Raw genomic sequence first — 20162 nt, forward strand, 5'->3', positions numbered from 1 at the left:
GATGAAATTAGTATTAGCTATTGTTCAAAATAAAGATAGTAACCGTTTATCAAGTGAATTTAATGCCGCCAATGTACGTGCGACAAAATTGTCAACAACTGGTGGCTTTTTAAGAGCGGGAAATACTACCTTCCTTGTAGGGATTGAAGATGATCGCTTAGATGAGTTATTAGAAATCATTAAAGCTAATTGTCAATCACGTGCTCAATATATTACATCACCACTAAGTTTAGATATTCCAATGGATACTCATGCGACACAACCTGTCGAAATTCAAGTCGGTGGAGCCACAGTTTTTGTCCTACCAGTTGAAGGGTTTTATCATTACTAATGGTCATGACGCTAACCAAACAGCTTGTAGCTGCACAACCGCAACTGGTGAATTTCTTTTTAAAAGTGGCATCAAAAAAGCAAATTAGCCATTCGTATATTATCGAGGGACAGGACAGTATACTACTATATGATGTTGGCTTATGGCTTGCGCAGTTATTATTGTGTGAGCAGCCCAATCCAGATGGTAGTCCATGTGGTGAGTGTTTAACGTGTCGACGTGTTGTTCAATTTGATTATCCAGATGTCTTAACAATTACACCAGAAGGACAAACAATTAAAGTTGATCAAGTACGTGAAATGAAACAACTATTAACAAAAAGCGGAATGGAAGGTAAACAAAAAATCCTAATCATTCAAAGTGCTGAAAAGATGACTGTCAGTTCGGCTAATACACTACTTAAATTTATTGAAGAACCTGAGGGCGACATGTTTATTTTATTTTTAACTAATAACAGTCAGCGACTATTACCAACGATTCAGTCACGTTGTCAATTAGTCAGTTTAGCTCCAGTAGTTAAACAGGTGATGATTAGCCAATTGGTCGCTCAACAGATTCCCGAAGGAAGTGCTAAACTACTTGCAGAATTATGTCCATCTCTTGAAACAGCAGTTGAATTATTCAATGATGAATGGTTTAATAATGCTAAGGATGTCGTTCAAAAGTGGTTTGATCAATTACAGTCAAATAACCCACTCGCGTTTATTACTGTTCAACAGTATTTGGTTAAATTAGCTAAAGAAAAACCACAACAATTACTGGTTTTTGATTTGCTAGTCGCTTATTATCGACTAGACATGGAAAAAGCTAAGATGTACCAAATAACTAAAACCCAAACGATTGAGTTAATATTAACGTCACGGCGCAAGCTAGATGCTAATGTTAGTTTTCAAAATGTAGCCGAACAACTTGTATGGCGAATAATGGCATAATCGAGGAGGATCTATTATGGTTGAAGTAGTCGGTGTTCGTTTTAAGCCAGCTGGAAGAATTTATTATTATGCTCCTGCAAAGAATCAGGAGTATTCATATAAAGAGAAAGTAATTGTTGAATCGCAAAAAGTTAAAGAGCTTGCAGAAGTCGCAATTCCTTCTAAAGAAATGGCTCTCAACGATTTACCTGAAGAGTTAAAAGTTGTTTTGCAGATTGCTTCTGCTAAACAATTGGCTAAAGTTAAACAGAACCAAGAAGATGCAGAACAGGCTTTTGTTTTGACTAAACAAAAAATTGAGGCTCATCACTTGAAAATGAAATTAGTTCATGTTGAATATTCTTATGACCGAAGTAAAATGATTTTTAGTTTTACAGCAGATGGACGAATTGATTTTCGAGAATTAGTCAAAGATTTGGCAGCCACTTATAAAACACGAATTGAATTAAAACAAATTGGTGTCCGAGATGAGGCTAAATTATTAGGTGGTATTGGCCCATGTGGACGCCCGCTTTGTTGTAGTACATTTTTGGGTGATTTTGTACCGGTTTCTATTAAAATGGCGAAGGAACAGAATTTATCATTGAATCCAACTAAAATTTCAGGAGTTTGTGGTCGCTTGATGTGTTGTTTGAATTACGAGAACGATGAATATGAGCGATTGCGTCAAGAGTTACCCGATTTTGGAGAGATAGTTGATACACCAGAAGGTAAAGGGAAAGTTATTGGATTAAATATTCTCAGTGAAATTGTTAAAGTGAAACTATTCAACCGAGAAACGCCATTTGATTTTGATAGTCAAGAAATTAATAAAGTTAGTACACAAGATACATCATTTGACAAGAAGGATGAATGACATGGAAAAGACAAAATTATATGAAGAATTAGTTGAATTTGAAAACAAATTACAAACCATGTTAATCCAGACAAGCGAAATGAAAAAAGTTGTTGATGCGTTATTGGAGCAAAATTTAAATTTAGAGTTAGAAAATCAACATTTACGTGATAAATTAGAAAAGACGGAAGCGCCAGAAGATGGTCGACAAGAGTTGTCTAAGTCACGTTTGAATTTAGAAAAATTATATGAGGAAGGTTTTCATGTTTGTAAAGATTTTTATGGTTCGCGTCGTGAAAATCATGAAGAATGTGTCTTTTGTTCAAGTATGATTTATGGAAAATAAAACTGGTTGGCATTGTCCTAACCAGTTTTTTTAAAGGAGTTAATTATGCACGTACAACAAAGTTTTAAAAATAATACGCAAGGAATGGGTCAGTTATTTCTTGTACCGACGCCAATCGGTAATTTAGAAGATATGACCTTTCGTGCTGTCAGAATTTTAAGTGAAGTTGATGTCATTGCGAGTGAAGATACTCGTAACACTCAAAAGTTATTAAATCATTTTGAGTTAACAACAAAACAAGTAAGTTTGCATGAACATAATGTCCGTGAACGAATACCTGAATTAATAGCTCGTTTACAAGAAGGGGAGTCAATTGCTCAAGTGAGTGATGCAGGAATGCCTTCGATTAGTGATCCGGGTCATGAGTTAGTATTAGCAGCAATTGAAGCAAAAATTAAAGTGATTGCATTACCTGGTGCAAGTGCAGGTATTACTGCATTGATTGCGTCTGGTATTGCACCACAACCATTTGTTTTCTATGGTTTTCTGAACCGAAAAGCTAATGAACAGAAAAAAGAGTTAACAGAATTAAATCAACAGACAGCTACGTTGATTTTTTATGAGTCACCACATCGTGTTTTGAAAACACTCAAAGTGATGGAGCCTATTTTGGGTTCTGACCGAGCAGTTACTCTATGTCGAGAATTGACGAAGGTTTATGAAGAATATATTCGTGGGACAATATCAGAATTGATTACCTATTTAAGTGAGCATTCAGTAAAAGGCGAGTGTTGTTTGATTGTTGCGGGGAATACGCATCCTAATACGTCCGAAACTAGTGAGTTCGATTTATCGTCATTAGATATTGTGACTCATGTGAATTTATTAATTGATAGTCAGCAATTAACGACTAAAGAAGCGATTAAGCAGGTAGCAAAACAACGTGATTTAAAGAAGCAAGATGTGTATAAACAGTATCATAGTTGAGTGTTAAGCGATTTAAAAAAAGTTGCATATTATGTTCATTATGCTATAATTTCATTGTGTATCTATCTGTCTAAAAAGTATTTTGAATAGATTTAGTTTAAAAGGAATTGAGAGGTGACGTGATTGTTTAGTAATTGGTTAAAACGTGGAAAACCAGATAATAAGGATGACGAATCATTAGAAAATAAAAATAACGTCAAATCATCTTCGACCGCTGATGATTTAGATGATGATTACTATTACTATTATTATGAGGAAATAATCGAACCAGATGATTCGACTATCCCTACTTTACAGAATGGCGTTGATTTTGAGTCGGTCACTAACGACCCTCTCAATTCAAAAAAGAGTTCACAAAAAAATCAATTCAGCCAACAAAATAGTGCGGATGAACTGAGTTATGATGAACTAGATGATACCCAACTATTTGTTAGTCAAACAGATTTATTGCGAACTGAAAATGAGCGGTTAAAGATTCAAATTAATGAAATGGAACTTGAACAAGGACGGTTATCAGAGCAAGTTCAGGTTATTGAGCAATTAAAGACTGAGAATCAAGAATTAGTAGCTAATAAATCTGAGTTAGAGAAATTAGTACAAGAATCTGCTCTGGATAAAAAGCAACATGAGAAATTATTAAGTCAGTTATCTGAAAAAAATAGCGAACTAATGAAATTAACAGATAATTTAAACACTCATGAGGAATTAATTGATTCTAAGCAACAAGAAATTGTCAAGTTGACTGAAGCAATTACTCAAATAACCAATGAGAGTGCTTCTAAAGATAATCAGTTACAGGAATTATTGGCAACGAATAAGCACGAAAATTACGAAATGATTAAACAAGAAAATCAAGAATTGAGAATGGCAAGCGAGTCTCAAAATGCATTACTGGTTGAAAAATCAGAAAAATTGATTGAATTAGAAAAAAGCCATTTGGAAAAAGACCAGACAATTAGCCAACTACAATCACGTTTAGTTGAGTTATCGGCTGATAAGGAGTCTTTATCTCAAGAAGTGACTAATTTAACTAATCAACAATCAACTGCTGAAGCTAAAAATCAAGAGTTGACAACAAAAGTGGAGGAGTTATCCCTTGTGAATCAAGATTATTTACAAGAGATTGACCGTTTGACTAACCAGCTTCAAGAATATCAAGTAACAAATGAAAAACAACAAGTTGTTCAAGAGGAAATGTTACGAGAATTGACTGAACTAAAACAAAAAATTGAAGAGATGAAAGTTCTTGAAAACAAATTGACCAACGAGTATGAGTTGGAGTTAGAAAAAATCAGCAAAAAAAATGAAGCATTAGCCAATATGGAACAGGAGTTATTAACGATGGATGAAAAATATGAAGAGCAATTAAGCCAAACTGAAAGATTAGAAAAAGAGTTAGCCGAATTAAGAAAAAATCAATCAATGATTAATGAATTAGAAAAAGAAATTTCATTGATGAAAACACAACAACAACAAGTGACATCAAGTCTAACTGAATTAAGTAAAGAAAAAGAGCGTGCTCAACAACTTGAATCTGAAGTACAATTACTAAGAAGTGAAGTTGATCCTGACACACAAACGTTACAAGCTGAATTAGAACGTACTAAAACTGAATTACGTATGGCTCAACAACAATTACGTGACAGCGATTCTAATTCAATGAATCAGTCTGATATTGCACAAGTTATGTTAGAAGCGCAAGCTAGAGCACGTCAAATTGTTGAAGTGGCAAACTATGAGGCAAAACGTAAAGTTGCTGAAGCGGAAACTGAATTAAGTGCTGTTAGTCAAGAAGCACGTAATTATTACCGCAAACTATCACGTGTGAAGGCTGAGTCAGAAGTTATCTTTTCAGAATTACTTAGAAAACTTGAAAGCATTGGTGACGTTGATCGATTAAAATAAAGTCGAGGTGAAGAAAAATTGTCAAAATTAAATCAAACAATGAGATGGGTGACTACACTCTTTTTAAGTAGTGTAGTTACTACCAATCTCTTTTCAGTAACGAATCCGTTAGTATTAGCAGTAACGAATCCGTTAGTATTAGCAGCAGATAAGTCGGAGTTAGATAGTGATATAAGTCTTTCTCAATCACCTTCTGTAAGTAGTGAGGCAGTATCTTCCTCAGATAGCCAGGAATCTAGTAGTCAAAGCAGTACGATTAAAGAAACTAGTCAAAGTACAATCTCAACACAAGATTCAACAACAAGTCAGTCTAAACCGGAGCAATCAGGCTCAAGCAGTCAATCATCAACCAATCAAACGACTTCTTCGACAAAACCTTCAGGTGGAGATTATATTGAACAAATTTTAGAAGGAAATACCATTAGTCCAACAATAAAAAAACAAACGCAGTCTAAGCAACCAAAACCTAATAATTCAATCATTCAGGCACCAATTAGTTTTTATAAAAGCCAATCGACAATTGAATTTATTGAAGAAATTGGTGAGCAAGCGCGCGATATTGGGCAAAAAAATGACTTGTATGCCTCCGTCATGATTGCACAAGCTATTTTGGAAAGTGCTTCGGGGAATAGTTCGTTAGCTAGACAGCCAAATTATAATTTGTTTGGTATCAAGGGAAATTACCAAAATGAGGCAGTAGAAATGGCTACACTTGAAGATGATGGTTCTGGCGGAATGTTCACAATCACTTCGAAATTTAGAAAATATCCTAGCTATAAAGAATCATTAGAGGATTATGCCAAGCTTATGACAGGTGGGACATCTGCGGTATCTTCCTATTATCAGCCGGCTTGGAAATCTACGACGAAAAACTATCGTGAAGCAACACGTTACTTAACAGGGCGTTATGCTACAGATACGCGTTACGATGAGAAATTAAACGGATTGATTGAAACTTATGAATTAACACAATTTGATACTAAAAAAGCGACCCAAGAGACCGTTAAAAAATCGAAAGTAACGGAAGACTTTATTGAAGACATTGCGAAAGATGTTGAAAAAGTTGCTGAGAAAGAAGACATGTATGCCTCTGTTTTGATTGCTGAAGCAGTTATTCAAAGTCAGTCTGGTCAAAGTAAGTTAAGTGACCACCATAATCTTTATCAAGTGGAAGGTAAACATAATGGCAAGAGTGTCAAAATTGATACTCTTAAAGTCAATCGCAAGAATAAACAACGAAAACCAGAATTAAAACAAGTTAGCTATAAAGAATATCCATCTTATGTTACTAGTATTGAAGACTATATCAAATTAATTAAGCAAGACAAACAGGATTATAAAGAACGTACTAAAACAACCAAGGATTCATATCGAAAAGTAACAGCATATATGACTGCTAAAAATGAAGAAGATCGGAAATATCATAAAAAACTCAATGGAATCATTAATACGTATGATTTAACCAAGTATGATAAATCTGAGTCTAAAGATGAGCCGAATTAAAAATAATCAATTATTAGCTAGTTATAAATGAAAAGGAGGAAACTCCTTTTCATTCTGCCTTTTTTCAATTAAATATTAATAATATTTAATTTTTTATTTAAAAATGTTCGTAATAGTGTATAATGGGATTAAATTAATAAAGCTTATATATGGCTATAATATGGTTAGCCGTCTCTACCTGATACCAAAAATTATCAGACTATAAGTAAAAACAAGGGTATTTTAAGCCGTTTTTTTACTTATATGTAAAAAAACGGTTTTTTATATTTTGAGGGGGATAATAATGAAAGAGTTACGTGAAAAAATTCAAAAAGAAGGTACAGTTTTAGGTGAAAATGTATTGAAAGTTGATGGCTTTTTAACCCATCAGATTGATGCTAAATTAATGAGTCAAATTGGACAACGCTTTGCTGAACTGTACAAAGATAGAGGTATTACAAAGATTGTTACAATTGAAGCATCTGGTATTGCGCCAGCTGTTTTTGCCGGTTTAGCGATGGATGTACCTGTAATTTTTGCTAGAAAACAAAAAAGTTTAACGATGAATCAAGAGTTATTAACAGCTTCGGTGTACTCATTTACTAAACAAGTAACAAATGATATTTCGATTTCAACGAAATTTTTAACGAAAAATGATCATGTATTAGTTATTGATGATTTTTTAGCGAATGGTCAAGCAGCTTTAGGTTTGATTGAGCTATGTCAACAAGCAGGGGCGACAGTTGAAGGCATTGGTATTGTAATCGAAAAGTCATTTCAAAATGGCCGTCAATTGATTGTTGATAAAGGGTACCGTGTGGATTCGCTAGCACGTATTGCTTCTTTAGAAAATAATGAGGTACATTTTATTATTGAGGAGGAAGACTAATGCCAGAAAGTCATGGGAAATCGGCTATTTTAGGATTGCAACACTTATTAGCTATGTATGCTGGAGCAGTTGCTGTACCGCTTTTAATTGGTCAAGGTTTAGGTTTCTCTCCTAAAGAAATGACCTATCTTATTTCAATTGATATTTTTATGTGTGGTGTTGCGACACTTCTTCAATTAACCGTGACAAAACATACTGGTATTGGGCTGCCTGTTGTTCTTGGCTGTGCCATTCAAGCAGTAGCGCCTTTAATCTTAATAGGATCTAAAAATGGTATTGGTGCGATGTATGGCTCAATTATTGCTGCAGGAGTCATTATTGTACTGATTTCAGGTTTCTTTTCGAAAATTAAACGCTTTTTACCTACTGTGGTAACAGGTTCTGTTATTACAGTTATTGGGCTGACACTGATTCCAATTTCTGTGGTTAAATTAGGTGGCGGTGATACACAAGCAGCAACATTTGGTAATCCACAAAGTATTTTATTAGGATTGTTAACTGTTGGGTTGATTGTCATGATTCAAATTTTAGGCAAAGGGTTTTTAAAATCAATTTCTGTTTTATTAGGATTAGTTATTGCAACAATTGTTGCCTACTTTTTAGGAGATGTGTCATTTCAAGCTGTATCAGAGGCTTCTTGGTTTCACTTTCCACAGTTTTTCTATTTTGGTAAACCAACTTTTGATTTATCATCAATTATTTTAATGACGATTATTTCATTAATTAGTTTAGTGGAATCAACTGGCGTTTATTTTGCTTTAGGTGACATAACTGGGAAAAAAATTACCGAAACGGATTTAAAAAAAGGGTATAGAGCAGAAGGCTTAGCTGTTATTTTAGGTGGTTTGTTTAATACATTTCCTTACACTGGTTTTTCACAAAATGTGGGACTAGTTCAGCTATCAGGTATTCGCTCAAAACGTCCAGTATATTATTCAGCTTTCTTTTTAATGACGCTAGGTCTACTACCTAAAATTGGCGCATTTGCTCAAATTATTCCTGAATCAGTCCTTGGTGGAGGGATGCTCGTGATGTTTGGTATGGTAGCTGTTCAAGGATTAAAAATGTTAGCAACTGTTGATTTAACAAATGAGAAAAATCTATTATTAATAGTGTTAGCAATTGGTGTTGGTTTAGGCTTTAACAGTGTTCCAAACTTATTTGCTCAATTTCCGGAAACTGTTCAAATGTTTACCAATAATGGCATTGTGATGACAAGCTTAGTTGCAATTATACTGAATATTTTATTTAATGAGTTGTCTCCTAAAGTTAAAACAGAGAAAACTGTTACATCACGCTAGGAAATCAGCAGCTGGTCATTGGGCTAGTTGCTGATTTTTTATTATAAAAAAATTGGCCATCCTTATTTATCCTTGATTAACGCTTTACACGACACTTAGAGGTTGTTAAGATAAACATATATAAAATATGTTGTTTAAGAAAGTGGTTGAGGTTATTTTGTCGAAGATTATATTACCAGGTTCGACAATTGGTATAATTGGTGGAAAGCACCTTAGTCGAATGATGGCAATTGCTGCCAAACAAATGGGTTTAAAAGTTGTGATTATTGACCCAGATGACAATTGTCCGGCATCGTCGATTGTGGATAAACAGATTCTATCAGATATTAATGATGAATTAGGATTAATTCAATTAGCTGATAGTTGTGATGTCATTACCTATGAATATGAATCTGTTAATTCTGTTGCATTAGATTATTTAGAAAAAGTTGCATATGTACCTCAGGGAACGATGGGCTTATCAGTGACTCAAGACAGAATTTTAGAACGAGAGTTTTTAAATAATCATTTAATTAATATCGCCCCCTATGAAACAGTGATTGTGGTATCGGATGTGCGTGAGGCGATTCAAAAATTAGGTTATCCATGTATGGTAAAGCGGGCAAGACGTAATCCGTATGAAGAAGAGGTTGTCCTTATTCAGTCTAGTCAAGATGTTGACAAAGTAGTACCACTAATTCAAAAGGGAGCCTGTATTGTAGAACCAGTTTTATCGATTAAAAAAGAATTGTTTATTTCGATTGGGATAAATCGCAATGGGGAATATACACTGTTTCCTATTGTTGAGACTGTTCCTGATGTTAATCATGATTTAAGCGATGTTGTGGCATTTTTTGAAGCAGAAGAATTAACGGAGGACTTAAAAAATCAAATCTATTTAATTGCAAAAGTGGTAGCATCAGAATTGAATGTCAGTGGCGTGGTAGGAATTGAATTGTTTTTAACGGAGGAAAACAATTTATATGTGAATGAAATTTCTGCTCGTCCTCATGATTATAGCTTATATACAATCAATGGCTGTAACTTTTCAGAGTATGACGTCCATATTCGTGGTCTTTGCAATTGGAAATTACCAACAATTTGGCATTATTTGCCGTCAGTAACTTTTATGATTACTAATCAAAATGTTGATTTGGTAAGCGGATTAATCAATCAAAAGCCAAACTGGCATTTTCACTTCTATGAACGACTAAGACGAGAAGGCGAAAAACGGTATGGTCACGTCACCGTGGTCACAGATGATTTAGAAGCAACACAAGAAGAATTAAGGAATTTAAAGATATTAAATTAGGTGAAAAAGAGGGTTGTTAAATTGGGGAAAAGCAAACGAATTCAGAAAATTGCATATGACTACATTAAGTTAAATATTGAGTCAGGAGTTTGGCGTGATGATGTTAAACTGGTTGAACAAGATATTTCGGATCAATTAGAAATTAGTCGAACACCAATTCGGGAAGCGATTAATGAGTTGGTAGCTGAGGGATACTTATATAAAGAACCTAATAAAGGTGTGATTGTTCGTAAAACAAAAATTTCTGAAAAAGAGTTTTTAGAACGAACGCAATTATTGGAATTGTTATTTTCAAGTTATACGTTTCAATTGCAAGCAAAAAAATTAAGTTATCGTGACTCTTTTAGTTTAGAACAGCTGGAGCGTGTGTTAGAAGCAACTGATTTAATGGAAAAAAAATTAGCAACACAGTTATTTTTAGAAGATTTTTTGTGTGAGTTAAATAATCGAGTGATGCGTCAGGTCATCATGAATAATTTTAGGCAATTATTTTTGACAAAATTTCCAGCTGTACCAGAAACTTTTCTCTATGATGAACTGTATCGGTCGTTTTCTCGAGTGATTGAGCATTTGAAAGAAGCTCGTTATGATTTGTGTCGTAAAGATATTCGGATTTTTTTCAATCGCTTGAATTTAGAATTAATCGATCAACAAATATAAAACAAGGAGGTTATTGATAATGCAACAATTAACATTAGGTAGCAGTGCATTAGATGTCTCACAAATTGGTTTAGGTTGTATGCGTATGAGTGATTTAACGGTTAGGCAAGCTGTAAAGGTGATTGAAACCAGTTTAGAACAGGGGATTAATTTCTTTGATCATGCGGATATTTATGGACAAGGTCAAGCTGAAAAAACATTTTCCAGTGCACTAAAAGAATTAGGCATTAACCGAGAAAAAGTCGTTATTCAGTCAAAATGTGGGATTCGTGACGGATACTATGATTTTTCAAAGGAGCATATTCTAACGTCTGTTGATGAAATTCTTAACCGATTAGATACTGAGTATATCGATACGTTAGGCTTACACCGACCAGATGCCTTGGTAGAGCCGGAAGAAGTAGCTGAAGCTTTTGACTCTTTATATCGTTCAGGTAAAGTCCGCCATTTTGGTGTGAGTAATCATAATCCTTATCAAATTGAACTATTAAAGCGTTATTGTGAGCAACCAATTGAATTTAATCAATTACAATTTGGCTTGATGCATGCAGATATGGTACGAGTTGGTTTGAACGTTAATAATCACCTTGATGCTGCCATTGACCGAGATGGTTATACTTTAGATTATGCACGTTTAAATCAAATGACGATTCAAGCATGGTCGCCATTGCAACATGGTTTTTTTGCGGGAACATTTATTGGTGACCCAGAATTTTTTGAGTTAAATCAAGTCTTAGAGGAATTAGCTGAAACTTACGGAGTCACACCAGCAGGTATTGCTACTGCATGGATTAGTCAACATCCAGCCAAAATCCAAACATTAATTGGTACAATGACACCAAGTCGAATCACTGAAATGGCGCAGGCAAATCGAGTAGCCATGACAAAACAAGAATGGTATCGCTTGTACCGAGCTGCTGGTAATAAGTTACTATAAGGAGTGATTAAGTGGATATTGAAATAACGCAACTAAAAATGTCATATGGGCGTCGACCAGTCTTAGATATTCCTGAATTAAATATTAAAAGTGGTTACGCGTATGGATTAGTTGGTAAAAATGGTGCGGGCAAAACTACTTTTTTTAAATGCTTAACCAATATTATTATTAAATATCAAGGGATTATTACTATCGATAATAAAAATGTTCGAGAAAATCCAGATGTTTTACAGTCAGTTGGGATTGTTTTAGATGGTATGTCAGTCTATCAAGATCGAACGGGTTGGTTTAATATTGATTATTTTTCTAAATTACGTGGGACTGAAAATCGTCAACTTGCTGAGCAACTCGCTTTAGAATTAGAAATGTCAGAATATCTACATCATAAAGTTAAAACCTATTCATATGGTATGACCAAAAAATTAATTTTGCTAATAGCTTTATTACATGAACCTAAGCTGCTTATCTTGGATGAGCCTTTCAGAGGCTTAGACAGTGAAACAGTTGCTTGGTTTAAATATTATTTGAGTAAGTTGACTAGTAAGGGTATGACTTTACTGATATCAAGTCATGTAAAAGCAGATATTGTGACTTTATGCGATCAAGTTATGGTGTTACAAGATGGTCGAGTGGCAAAAATACTTGATTTGACCTCAGTAGATGAAGCACAATTGCGCGATATCCAGACAACAAATCAAGCAGGGTTCATTGCTATTTTGGAAACAATCGGTTATCCATATGAAAAAAATGGGCAACAGCTTCGTTTAACTATCAAGGATGATCGTTGGATTTTAGTGAAGCAAGAGTTATTGGAACAACAGATTGAAATAACTGAGTTAATACCAGTCCATGTACTGGATCAATCACTTAATTAAAAGGGGGCGCTTATACAAAAATGACAGGGCGAATGATTTTTAAAGCAGAATTTTTTAAGTATTTACAAGATAAAAAGTATATTGGTGTCACAATATCTTTAGCGGTTTTGAATGTATTAGCCACTATTTATTTTACTTATTTGATTGATCACATGACTCAATCAGGCAATCAGATGGAAACCATTTTTAATGGAGTATTGGTTACCTTTTTTATTATGTGTTTGTTTGCAAACATTATTTTTATGTTTTTTTATCCATTTCATTTACTCGCAATGGATTATAAAAATGATGTTATGCCCTTACTTTTAGCATCCGGTGTCAATCGACGTAAATTATTCTTTTCTAAATTAGGTGCGACATTTATTTGGGTAATAGGGATTACTACCATTTTAATTTTGATTCCTGGACTCATTATTTTATTTCGTTTATCCCAAGAAGCTAGTTTGTCGGTTCTTTATGCCAATATTATTGACACCATTCGTGCTGAAAATTTATCCTTAATAGGTCTTGTGTTTTCTTTTTTACTAAATTATCTTAATACCCTGGTTTTGATTTCTTTAACAACGATTATGTTAAAAGGCCGTAATTTAGCTATTTTAGTTTATTTTGGACTTTATATGTGTCAGTCACTCATTTTAGGTTTTCTTCAATTAATTCCAATTCAGTTACAGTTCACTCAGACCGGTCAATTTTTATTATCTAGTTTAGCTTTATTTTTTATGACGATTATTGGTGTCATAGTGGCTTTAATGAGTATGAAACGTCAAAATTTATAGAAAACACGAACATTTATAAAACAAAAAGCAAGATTGATATAATATCTCTTGCTTTTTTTTTGTTATAGTGTAGATTAACATAGGAATCAAGACGAATAGGAATAATAGCAATTATTTTGTTCGGATTTTTTGTTTCCTTATTATGCACTATGTCTAGGAGGAAAAGACAAATGAAAATTTTTGATTATGAAGACGTACAACTTGTTCCAAATAAGTGTATTGTTGAGAGCCGTTCTGAATGTGATACAAGTGTGAAACTTGGTGGCAGAACATTTAAAATGCCTGTTGTTCCAGCTAATATGCAAACGATTATTGATGAAACAATCGCTGAGAAATTAGCAAGTGATGGCTACTTTTATATTATGCACCGCTTTGATGAAGAAGGCCGTATTCCTTTTATTAAGCATATGCATAATAAAGGTTTATTTGCTTCGATAAGTGTAGGCGTTAAACCAAATGAATATGAATTTGTTAAACAATTGGCTGATACTAACGTGATTCCTGAGTATGTCACAATTGATATTGCTCACGGTCATTCAGACAGTGTTATTAATATGATTAAGCATTTAAAAGAATATATCCCAGAAACGTTTGTTATAGCTGGAAATGTTGGAACTCCTGAAGCTGTTCGTGAACTAGAAAATGCTGGAGCAGATGCAACGAAAGTCGGCATTGGACCAGGTAAAGTATGCATTACTAAGCTTAAAACAGGTTTTGGAACTGGTGGCTGGCAATTATCGGCATTAAGAAGATGTAGTAAAGCAGCCCGTAAACCACTAATCGCAGATGGTGGGATTCGTACACATGGTGATATTGCTAAATCGGTTCGTTTTGGTGCAACAATGGTTATGGTCGGTTCATTATTTGCTGGTCATGAAGAATCACCAGGGCAAACAAAAGAAGAAAATGGTGTGTTATACAAAGAGTATTTTGGTAGTGCCTCTCAATTCCAAAAAGGTGAACACAAAAACGTTGAAGGTAAAAAAATCTGGATTGAACATAAAGGTGCATTAGCTGATACGTTAAATGAAATGCAACAAGACTTGCAATCATCAATTTCGTATGCTGGTGGAAAAGATTTAAAAGCTATTACGAAAGTTGATTATGTCGTTGTAAAGAATTCAATTTTTAATGGCGATATTTTTTAATTAAATAGTCTAACAAGATAAAAAGAGGCTGTGACATAAGTCTCTGAATAAAACAAAAAAGCGATCAAATTTATGAGTAAAATTCATTTATTTGATCGCTTTTTTTAGTTAAAATAAAAACGTACAGGTGACACCCTGTACGTTAAGTCATTCTCCCGAAAGGAAAACTAAAAATGTATACAAATTATAACATGAATCAACTTACTTTAGATATAACAACTTCTTATGTTCCTAAAAAAGATAACACCGCATGGTTTATTAATGAACTAGTTGAGTCACTGGAGCTTAGCGAACCATATCTATTTGGAAGACCTAGAAAATATGATTTAAAAGTAGTTCTTAAATTAACTTTATTTGCCTATACTAGAAGTGTTTTTACTAGTCGTAAAATTGAACAACTAGCAGAAGAAAGCCTACCGGCTCGTTGGTTAACTCAAGAACAAGTTCCGAGTTATCGGACAATTGCCCGTTTCAGAACATCTAACGATATTGATAAATTATTACAAAGAAGTTTAGACTCCTTAGTTACTTATTTACGTGAACAACAACTTATTAATGATGCTATTTTTATTGATGGAACTAAACTATTAGCTGATGCCAATAAATATAGCTTTGTTTGGAAGAAAAGTACTATTAAGTTTGATCAAATGAATCGACAACAAATCATCAACCTATCAGCTGAATTAAAAGAAGCATATGAGACAAGTTCTATACCAGAGGGATCACATTTAACTTTGGATATGGTAGATGAAATATTAACCCAATTAGAACTTAGATTAGATGATTTAGAAGAAAAAGTTATCAAAACAGCTAAACTTTCACCTAACCCGTTTAAGGTAAAACGACGTACCTTAAAAAGTAAAAAAAGAAAGTTGAAAATTCGACGTGATAAAATGAATGAGCATCAGGATAAATTAGCTATTTGTGGTAATAGAAATAGTTATTCAAAAACCGATCATGACGCCACTTTTATGAAAGTTAAAGAAGATCCGATGCAAAACGGTCAGTTAAAACCAGCATATAACTTACAAATAGCCACTAGTAATCAATACATTATTGGATATGATATCTTTCAAAATCCTACAGATACTAAGACACTTCAACCATTCTTAGAAAAGTTAAAAATAGAAAATAGAGTCCCTAAATACATTGTTGCAGATGCTGGATACGGATCAGAATCAAACTATCGCTACCTAGAAGACAACTTTTCAGAACACATTGCAGTTATCCCTTATGGGACAATGCTTAAAGAAAAAAGTAAGAAATGGAAAACGGATGAAAGAAAAGTCATGAATTGGAGCTATAAAGATAAGGAAGATTATTACGTAGACCCGAAGGGAGTCCATTTTAACTTTATTGGGTATCGAAAAAGAACAGATAAAGATGGGTTTACTCGTGATTTTAAAGAATATCAAGCAGAAAGATATGATGAAAATAAAGATGTCATTCCTGAATCACTTACTCCAAAAGGCCACACTCGAAAAATAATGGTCAATCCTTCTTGGGAGTATCATAAAACTAAACAAAATGACCAACTTTCAAATGAAATAATCGCTAAGGTCTACAGCCAAAGAAAAATTGACGTTGAGCCAGTTTTTGGATGGATGAAGGCTTGTTTAGGCTTCAATCGATTTCATATTCGTGGGATCAACAACGTCAAAAAAGAATCAGGAATACTCGTATTAGCCTTAAATATAATGAAATTGGCTGTAAATCAGAAAAATAAGCCAATAGATAACATAAAAAAATCGGAATCCAAAAATCTTTTTAAGATTTTCGAATTTCGATTCTTTTATTTAAGAACTGTAACTACTTATGTCACAGCCTCTTTTTTATGCGGTAGAATTATGAGACAATAAAAATGCCTTATAAAACCCATTCTTTTAATGCATGGGCAACACCATGTTCATCATTTGTTTTGGTGATTTTATCTGCAGCTTTTTTGACAGATGCTACCGCGTTACCCATTGCAACGCCAACACCAGCTGCTTCAATCATTGATAAGTCATTTTCATTATCACCAATTGCCATCACTTCATCACGCTGAATACCAAGACGATCAGCTAATTCAAAGACCGCACCACCTTTAGAGGCTTGTTTATTTAAAATTTCAAAATAAATGGTATCGCTTTTGACCATTGTGAAACGGTCACGATAGCTTTGAGGGATTTTAGTGATTGCTTCATCTAAAACTTTAGGATCATCAATCATCATCATCTTGATAAATTCAATTTGTTCTGTCATCTCATCGACTGCACGATACACAAGAGGGATACCAGTTAGCATAGCTTCATTAATTGTGTAAGGACTGATATTTCGATTAGCTGTGTACATTGTCGTAGCATCTTGAACATGAAAGTGGACATTTAATTTACGTGACAGATACTCTAAATCTAAATAGTCATCAAAAGTCATCGGGTGTTTCAAAACGATTTCTTTAGTGCCAGTATTTTGGACTAAAGCACCATTGTAAGTGATGGAATAACTATGGTCACTTGTCAAATCAAGTTCGTTAATGATGTGTTCAATCCCAATAGTTGGTCGTCCAGTTGCAATCACAATATTGACGCCAGCTTCGATGGCTGTTTTAATGGTTGCTTTGACCTCAGGCGTAATTTTTCTTTCTGAATTTAATAGTGTGCCATCAATATCGATAGCAACAAGTTTAATCGACAAATTAATCTCTCCTTAGGGTTGTAGTTTAATTGCACCATTCTGAATGTATCGATTGAACAAGGCAATTTCTTGCTCAAATAAAGTATAGGCGGGGTGACTAGTAGATGCAAGCATTTCTTTTGGAAAGAAGAAACGTTGGTCGCCTTTTGTTTCACCAGCTATAGCAGCTACTAATTCGCTCACTTTTGATAATTCACGCAAACTGCCATCAGCTTCCATTAGTTCGATTTGGGTACGATGATAGTTTTGTTCAGGCCGGTAAAAATCGTATGGCAAATCATAGCTTGAATTAATGGCAGTATAATTGGTAGAATCAAAGCCGACTGTTTCGATGATCGCTGTTAAATTAGGTAAGTACTGTTTTGTTTCTTCAGTAAATGACACTGATTTAAAAGGATAACGATTGAGAAACCGTTTGGCCAAGTCACTTAAAATACTATCAGAGTAGTCTGCCCACAAAATAAAGCTGGTTGTTAGCACACCATCATCCAATTTAACATAGTCCTCAAGAGTAAAATTACCATGTAGAAAAGGCACTAACAATGGTGAATATGTATCAAAATAGTCAGGGTCATTTGTATAAAGTTTTTTAGCACGTTTTAGTAAGTGATCTAAAACAACTTCCATTCCCCGTGCAACTGGATGGAAATAAATTTGCATATACATCTGGTAGCGACTGACAATATAATCTTCAACAGCATGCATGCCACTCATTCGAAACGTAATACCATCTTTATAGGGTCGAATGACACGTAAAATACGAGTAATATCAAAGGTACCGTATTCAGTTCCTGTAAAATAAGCATCGCGTAATAAATAATCCATCCGGTCAGCGTCAATCTGACTAGAAATTAGTTGGACGACTTGTGGATTAGGATACGTCTTTTGAATCACACTAGCGACTTTTTCTGGAAAATCTAAGCTAATTTGTTTCAGTATTTGATTAATCTCAGTCGTTTCTGAGGTAATTAAATCAATTGTTATCTGCTCATGATTAGTCTGAAAAATCCCTTCAAACGTGTGTGAGAAAGGACCGTGTCCTAAATCATGTAGAAGTGCCGCGCATAGTGTGACTAAGCGCTCTCGATTGTCCCAACCATTAATTGGATCTTTTTCAATAGAGTAATTTTGTTGGAAAGATTGGCAAATTCGGCGAGCAATTTCATATACACCTAATGAATGACCGAAACGTGTGTGCTCAGCTGTGTGAAAGATTAAAGAACTTGTGCCTAATTGTTTGATACGACGTAATCGCTGAAACTCTCGTGCATTGATTAAGTCCAAAATGAGTTGATCTTCCACTTGAATATAGTTATGAATTGGATCACGGAAAATTTTTTCCATTGTTTGTTGGTTTGTAGTATTCATGTCATTCCTCCTGACTTTGAATGATGTGATTACGCTGAGCCATGCGCTTATATTGTTGTTCATAGTTAATTTTCCAGTTTGGGTTAGTTAAATAATCTTGTAGGTCATCTGAGACCAATTCAAGTGTTTTAAAAACTAACGGTAGTGCGCCTTTAATACGATTTTTTATATCAGCTATTGTTAAATCAATTCCAAGTAAATCAGATAAATTAGCCATTGATTCAGGTGAAACAGGAGGATAACCATCTGTTCCAAAGTTGTTTTCAAGGCTTACTAAATAAAAATCACGTACCAATTGTCCTCGTTGTTGCTGGTTACCGTAAACACTTAAATAAATCATGATAGCGATACCTTTTTTCACACGACGTTGGGCAATACCTGCAAATTTTTTACCATCGATACTTAAATCAAAGTCTCCTGGACAATAAGAATCAGATACTTCATGCGCGTCGACTGAGATGTCAAAATCATTTAATGCGGTAGTTATTAGCTGTTTCATTAGTAGATAGCCATCATCAATCGATTGTTTAGATTGTTGAAAATTTTCCGGGATAATAATTGAAAAATTTAAAACACCCTCATCTGCTACTACGGCTAATCCTCCAGAGTTACGGACAACTGGGAAATAACCGTGTGTTGCGATTTTTTGAATGCCACGTGTTAAATTAGGCACTCGAGTATCTTTCATTCCAAGAATAACTTGGTTTGTCATTTGCCAAAAATGAAAAATCAGCTGGTTTGTCTCTCCTACATAGGTGGTCAGTAAGTCTGTATAAATAAACGGGTCAAAACGTTCCAGGTTCGTTAATTGTCCTTGATCAAATAATGTTCCAATTTGTGTCATAAAATCGCGACTCCTTTAGTCATAATAGCTTTATTATACATGATGTTCCCTATTATTTAAGGAAGAATGTTTGTGACTTGTTGAAATGTTTGACAAATATTTCAAAGTTAAGCAAAATAAGGTGAGGTGAGAGAATGAAAGAAAGAAAATCAATGCCAATTATGCTTCATATTCAAACAAAAGTTTATCAAAATAATGAGTTTACAGAACATGATATCGAATTATCCGGTCAGATGATCCAAATTAAAGACGTTATCTATTTACGGTACAATGAGTCGATGGAGGGGGTAGATACGGAAATTCCAGTGACAATCAAGTTGATGCCTGATGGTCAAGTCCAACTTATCCGTTCTGGCGATGTCCGTATGAAATTACGTTTTGTCTACCAACAAAGGCAAGAAACACTTTATCATACACCATTTGGTATGCTAGATATTGCCACATTTACCACGAATATGCGTGTAAGCTTAAAGGATAATCCTTATTCTGGTGCGATTCAAATTGACTATGAATTGTTTGGTGGCGAGGAAAAAATAGGTGTTTATCATTTGAACCTATCATTTACTGCCTAAATTTAGATAAATTTGCGTGATACAATTGATTTTATGAGTCGCTTTATTGTATTATAGAGAGTAGACT

The 20162-nt window shown here is 34.3% G+C and carries 20 protein-coding genes and 1 riboswitch; of the genes, 17 read left to right on the plus strand and 3 right to left on the minus strand.

Annotated elements, in window-relative coordinates; all coding sequences use genetic code 11:
* The first annotated feature begins 1 nt into the window (after position 1).
* From BW732_RS08840 to BW732_RS08915, 16 genes are all read left to right on the plus strand, one after another.
* Positions 2–331 carry a cyclic-di-AMP receptor gene (locus BW732_RS08840; RefSeq protein WP_077276406.1) on the plus strand — a complete coding sequence of 110 codons (330 nt, stop codon included), beginning with the start codon at positions 2–4 and terminating at the stop codon, positions 329–331.
* A complete protein-coding gene (locus tag BW732_RS08845; RefSeq protein WP_077276407.1) occupies positions 331–1263 on the plus strand; it encodes a hypothetical protein in 933 nt (310 codons plus the stop codon). The genes BW732_RS08840 and BW732_RS08845 overlap by 1 nt, the downstream gene beginning before the upstream one ends.
* A gap of 16 nt (positions 1264–1279) precedes the next feature.
* Positions 1280–2119, plus strand: a complete 840-nt coding sequence (locus tag BW732_RS08850) for a PSP1 domain-containing protein (protein ID WP_077276408.1) — start codon at positions 1280–1282, stop codon at positions 2117–2119.
* A 1-nt stretch (position 2120) separates the two neighbouring features.
* On the plus strand, positions 2121–2444 hold the full coding sequence (locus BW732_RS08855; RefSeq protein ID WP_077276409.1) for an initiation-control protein YabA: 324 nt from the start codon (positions 2121–2123) through the stop codon (positions 2442–2444).
* A 45-nt stretch (positions 2445–2489) separates the two neighbouring features.
* Complete coding sequence (gene rsmI / locus BW732_RS08860) at positions 2490–3371, plus strand: 16S rRNA (cytidine(1402)-2'-O)-methyltransferase (RefSeq protein WP_077276410.1); 882 nt, start codon at positions 2490–2492, stop codon at positions 3369–3371.
* Between the two features lie 123 nt (positions 3372–3494).
* Entirely contained in the window at positions 3495–5276 is a 1782-nt protein-coding gene (locus BW732_RS08865) for a coiled-coil domain-containing protein (RefSeq protein ID WP_077276411.1), read from the plus strand.
* Between the two features lie 18 nt (positions 5277–5294).
* The gene (locus BW732_RS08870) at positions 5295–6779 is read left to right on the plus strand and encodes a glucosaminidase domain-containing protein (RefSeq protein WP_077276412.1); all 1485 of its coding nucleotides are present in this window, start codon (positions 5295–5297) and stop codon (positions 6777–6779) included.
* 123 nt (positions 6780–6902) lie between these two features.
* Positions 6903–7001, plus strand: a riboswitch (purine riboswitch).
* A gap of 61 nt (positions 7002–7062) precedes the next feature.
* Positions 7063–7647, plus strand: a complete 585-nt coding sequence (locus BW732_RS08875; protein ID WP_077276413.1) for a xanthine phosphoribosyltransferase — start codon at positions 7063–7065, stop codon at positions 7645–7647.
* Positions 7647–8948, plus strand: coding sequence for a nucleobase:cation symporter-2 family protein (locus tag BW732_RS08880; RefSeq protein ID WP_077276414.1), 1302 nt, complete (start codon positions 7647–7649; stop codon positions 8946–8948). The genes BW732_RS08875 and BW732_RS08880 overlap by 1 nt, the downstream gene beginning before the upstream one ends.
* 157 nt (positions 8949–9105) lie before the next feature.
* Positions 9106–10239, plus strand: coding sequence for a 5-(carboxyamino)imidazole ribonucleotide synthase (locus BW732_RS08885; RefSeq protein ID WP_161485547.1), 1134 nt, complete (start codon positions 9106–9108; stop codon positions 10237–10239).
* Between the two features lie 21 nt (positions 10240–10260).
* Positions 10261–10899 (plus strand): GntR family transcriptional regulator, encoded by a 639-nt coding sequence (locus tag BW732_RS08890; RefSeq protein ID WP_161485548.1) that lies wholly within the window; start codon positions 10261–10263, stop codon positions 10897–10899.
* A 19-nt stretch (positions 10900–10918) separates the two neighbouring features.
* Positions 10919–11836, plus strand: a complete 918-nt coding sequence (locus BW732_RS08895; protein WP_077276417.1) for an aldo/keto reductase — start codon at positions 10919–10921, stop codon at positions 11834–11836.
* 11 nt (positions 11837–11847) lie between these two features.
* The gene (locus tag BW732_RS08900) at positions 11848–12711 is read left to right on the plus strand and encodes an ATP-binding cassette domain-containing protein (protein WP_077276418.1); all 864 of its coding nucleotides are present in this window, start codon (positions 11848–11850) and stop codon (positions 12709–12711) included.
* Between the two features lie 20 nt (positions 12712–12731).
* A complete protein-coding gene (locus BW732_RS08905; protein ID WP_077276419.1) occupies positions 12732–13487 on the plus strand; it encodes a hypothetical protein in 756 nt (251 codons plus the stop codon).
* A 170-nt stretch (positions 13488–13657) separates the two neighbouring features.
* On the plus strand, positions 13658–14635 hold the full coding sequence (gene guaC / locus BW732_RS08910; RefSeq protein WP_077276420.1) for a GMP reductase: 978 nt from the start codon (positions 13658–13660) through the stop codon (positions 14633–14635).
* A gap of 173 nt (positions 14636–14808) precedes the next feature.
* A complete protein-coding gene (locus BW732_RS08915) occupies positions 14809–16494 on the plus strand; it encodes an IS1182 family transposase (RefSeq protein ID WP_077276421.1) in 1686 nt (561 codons plus the stop codon).
* A 7-nt stretch (positions 16495–16501) separates the two neighbouring features.
* Here BW732_RS08915 and yidA read toward each other — a convergent pair whose 3' ends face one another.
* Genes yidA through BW732_RS08930 form a run of 3 tightly spaced genes read right to left on the minus strand, consistent with a single transcriptional unit; the run spans position 16502 to position 19523 of the window.
* Positions 16502–17311: a sugar-phosphatase gene (yidA, locus tag BW732_RS08920; RefSeq protein ID WP_077276422.1), complete on the minus strand. Its 810-nt coding sequence runs from the start codon at positions 17309–17311 to the stop codon at positions 16502–16504.
* Positions 17312–17323: 12 nt separating this feature from the next.
* On the minus strand, positions 17324–18679 hold the full coding sequence (locus BW732_RS08925; RefSeq protein ID WP_077276423.1) for an HD domain-containing protein: 1356 nt from the start codon (positions 18677–18679) through the stop codon (positions 17324–17326).
* Between the two features lies 1 nt (position 18680).
* The gene (locus BW732_RS08930; protein WP_077276424.1) at positions 18681–19523 is read right to left on the minus strand and encodes a lipoate--protein ligase family protein; all 843 of its coding nucleotides are present in this window, start codon (positions 19521–19523) and stop codon (positions 18681–18683) included.
* Positions 19524–19657: 134 nt separating this feature from the next.
* On the opposite strand from BW732_RS08930, the gene BW732_RS08935 reads away from it, so the two are divergent.
* Positions 19658–20095: a YwiB family protein gene (locus BW732_RS08935; RefSeq protein ID WP_077276425.1), complete on the plus strand. Its 438-nt coding sequence runs from the start codon at positions 19658–19660 to the stop codon at positions 20093–20095.
* Positions 20096–20162: the final 67 nt, after the last annotated feature.

The sequence above is a fragment of the Vagococcus penaei genome (genome assembly GCF_001998885.1).
Lineage (GTDB): Bacteria > Bacillota > Bacilli > Lactobacillales > Vagococcaceae > Vagococcus > Vagococcus penaei.

What these genes read in the sequence shown, in the direction of transcription:
- BW732_RS08840 (WP_077276406.1), top strand. Translation starts at nt 2, where the DNA reads ATGAAATTAGTATTAGCTATTGTTCAAAATAAAGATAGTAACCGTTTA.
- BW732_RS08845 (WP_077276407.1), top strand. Translation starts at nt 331, where the DNA reads ATGGTCATGACGCTAACCAAACAGCTTGTAGCTGCACAACCGCAACTG.
- BW732_RS08850 (WP_077276408.1), top strand. Translation starts at nt 1,280, where the DNA reads ATGGTTGAAGTAGTCGGTGTTCGTTTTAAGCCAGCTGGAAGAATTTAT.
- BW732_RS08855 (WP_077276409.1), top strand. Translation starts at nt 2,121, where the DNA reads ATGGAAAAGACAAAATTATATGAAGAATTAGTTGAATTTGAAAACAAA.
- rsmI (WP_077276410.1), top strand. Translation starts at nt 2,490, where the DNA reads ATGCACGTACAACAAAGTTTTAAAAATAATACGCAAGGAATGGGTCAG.
- BW732_RS08875 (WP_077276413.1), top strand. Translation starts at nt 7,063, where the DNA reads ATGAAAGAGTTACGTGAAAAAATTCAAAAAGAAGGTACAGTTTTAGGT.
- BW732_RS08880 (WP_077276414.1), top strand. Translation starts at nt 7,647, where the DNA reads ATGCCAGAAAGTCATGGGAAATCGGCTATTTTAGGATTGCAACACTTA.
- BW732_RS08895 (WP_077276417.1), top strand. Translation starts at nt 10,919, where the DNA reads ATGCAACAATTAACATTAGGTAGCAGTGCATTAGATGTCTCACAAATT.
- BW732_RS08905 (WP_077276419.1), top strand. Translation starts at nt 12,732, where the DNA reads ATGACAGGGCGAATGATTTTTAAAGCAGAATTTTTTAAGTATTTACAA.
- guaC (WP_077276420.1), top strand. Translation starts at nt 13,658, where the DNA reads ATGAAAATTTTTGATTATGAAGACGTACAACTTGTTCCAAATAAGTGT.
- BW732_RS08915 (WP_077276421.1), top strand. Translation starts at nt 14,809, where the DNA reads ATGTATACAAATTATAACATGAATCAACTTACTTTAGATATAACAACT.
- BW732_RS08925 (WP_077276423.1), bottom strand. Translation starts at nt 18,679, where the DNA reads ATGAATACTACAAACCAACAAACAATGGAAAAAATTTTCCGTGATCCA.
- BW732_RS08930 (WP_077276424.1), bottom strand. Translation starts at nt 19,523, where the DNA reads ATGACACAAATTGGAACATTATTTGATCAAGGACAATTAACGAACCTG.
- BW732_RS08935 (WP_077276425.1), top strand. Translation starts at nt 19,658, where the DNA reads ATGAAAGAAAGAAAATCAATGCCAATTATGCTTCATATTCAAACAAAA.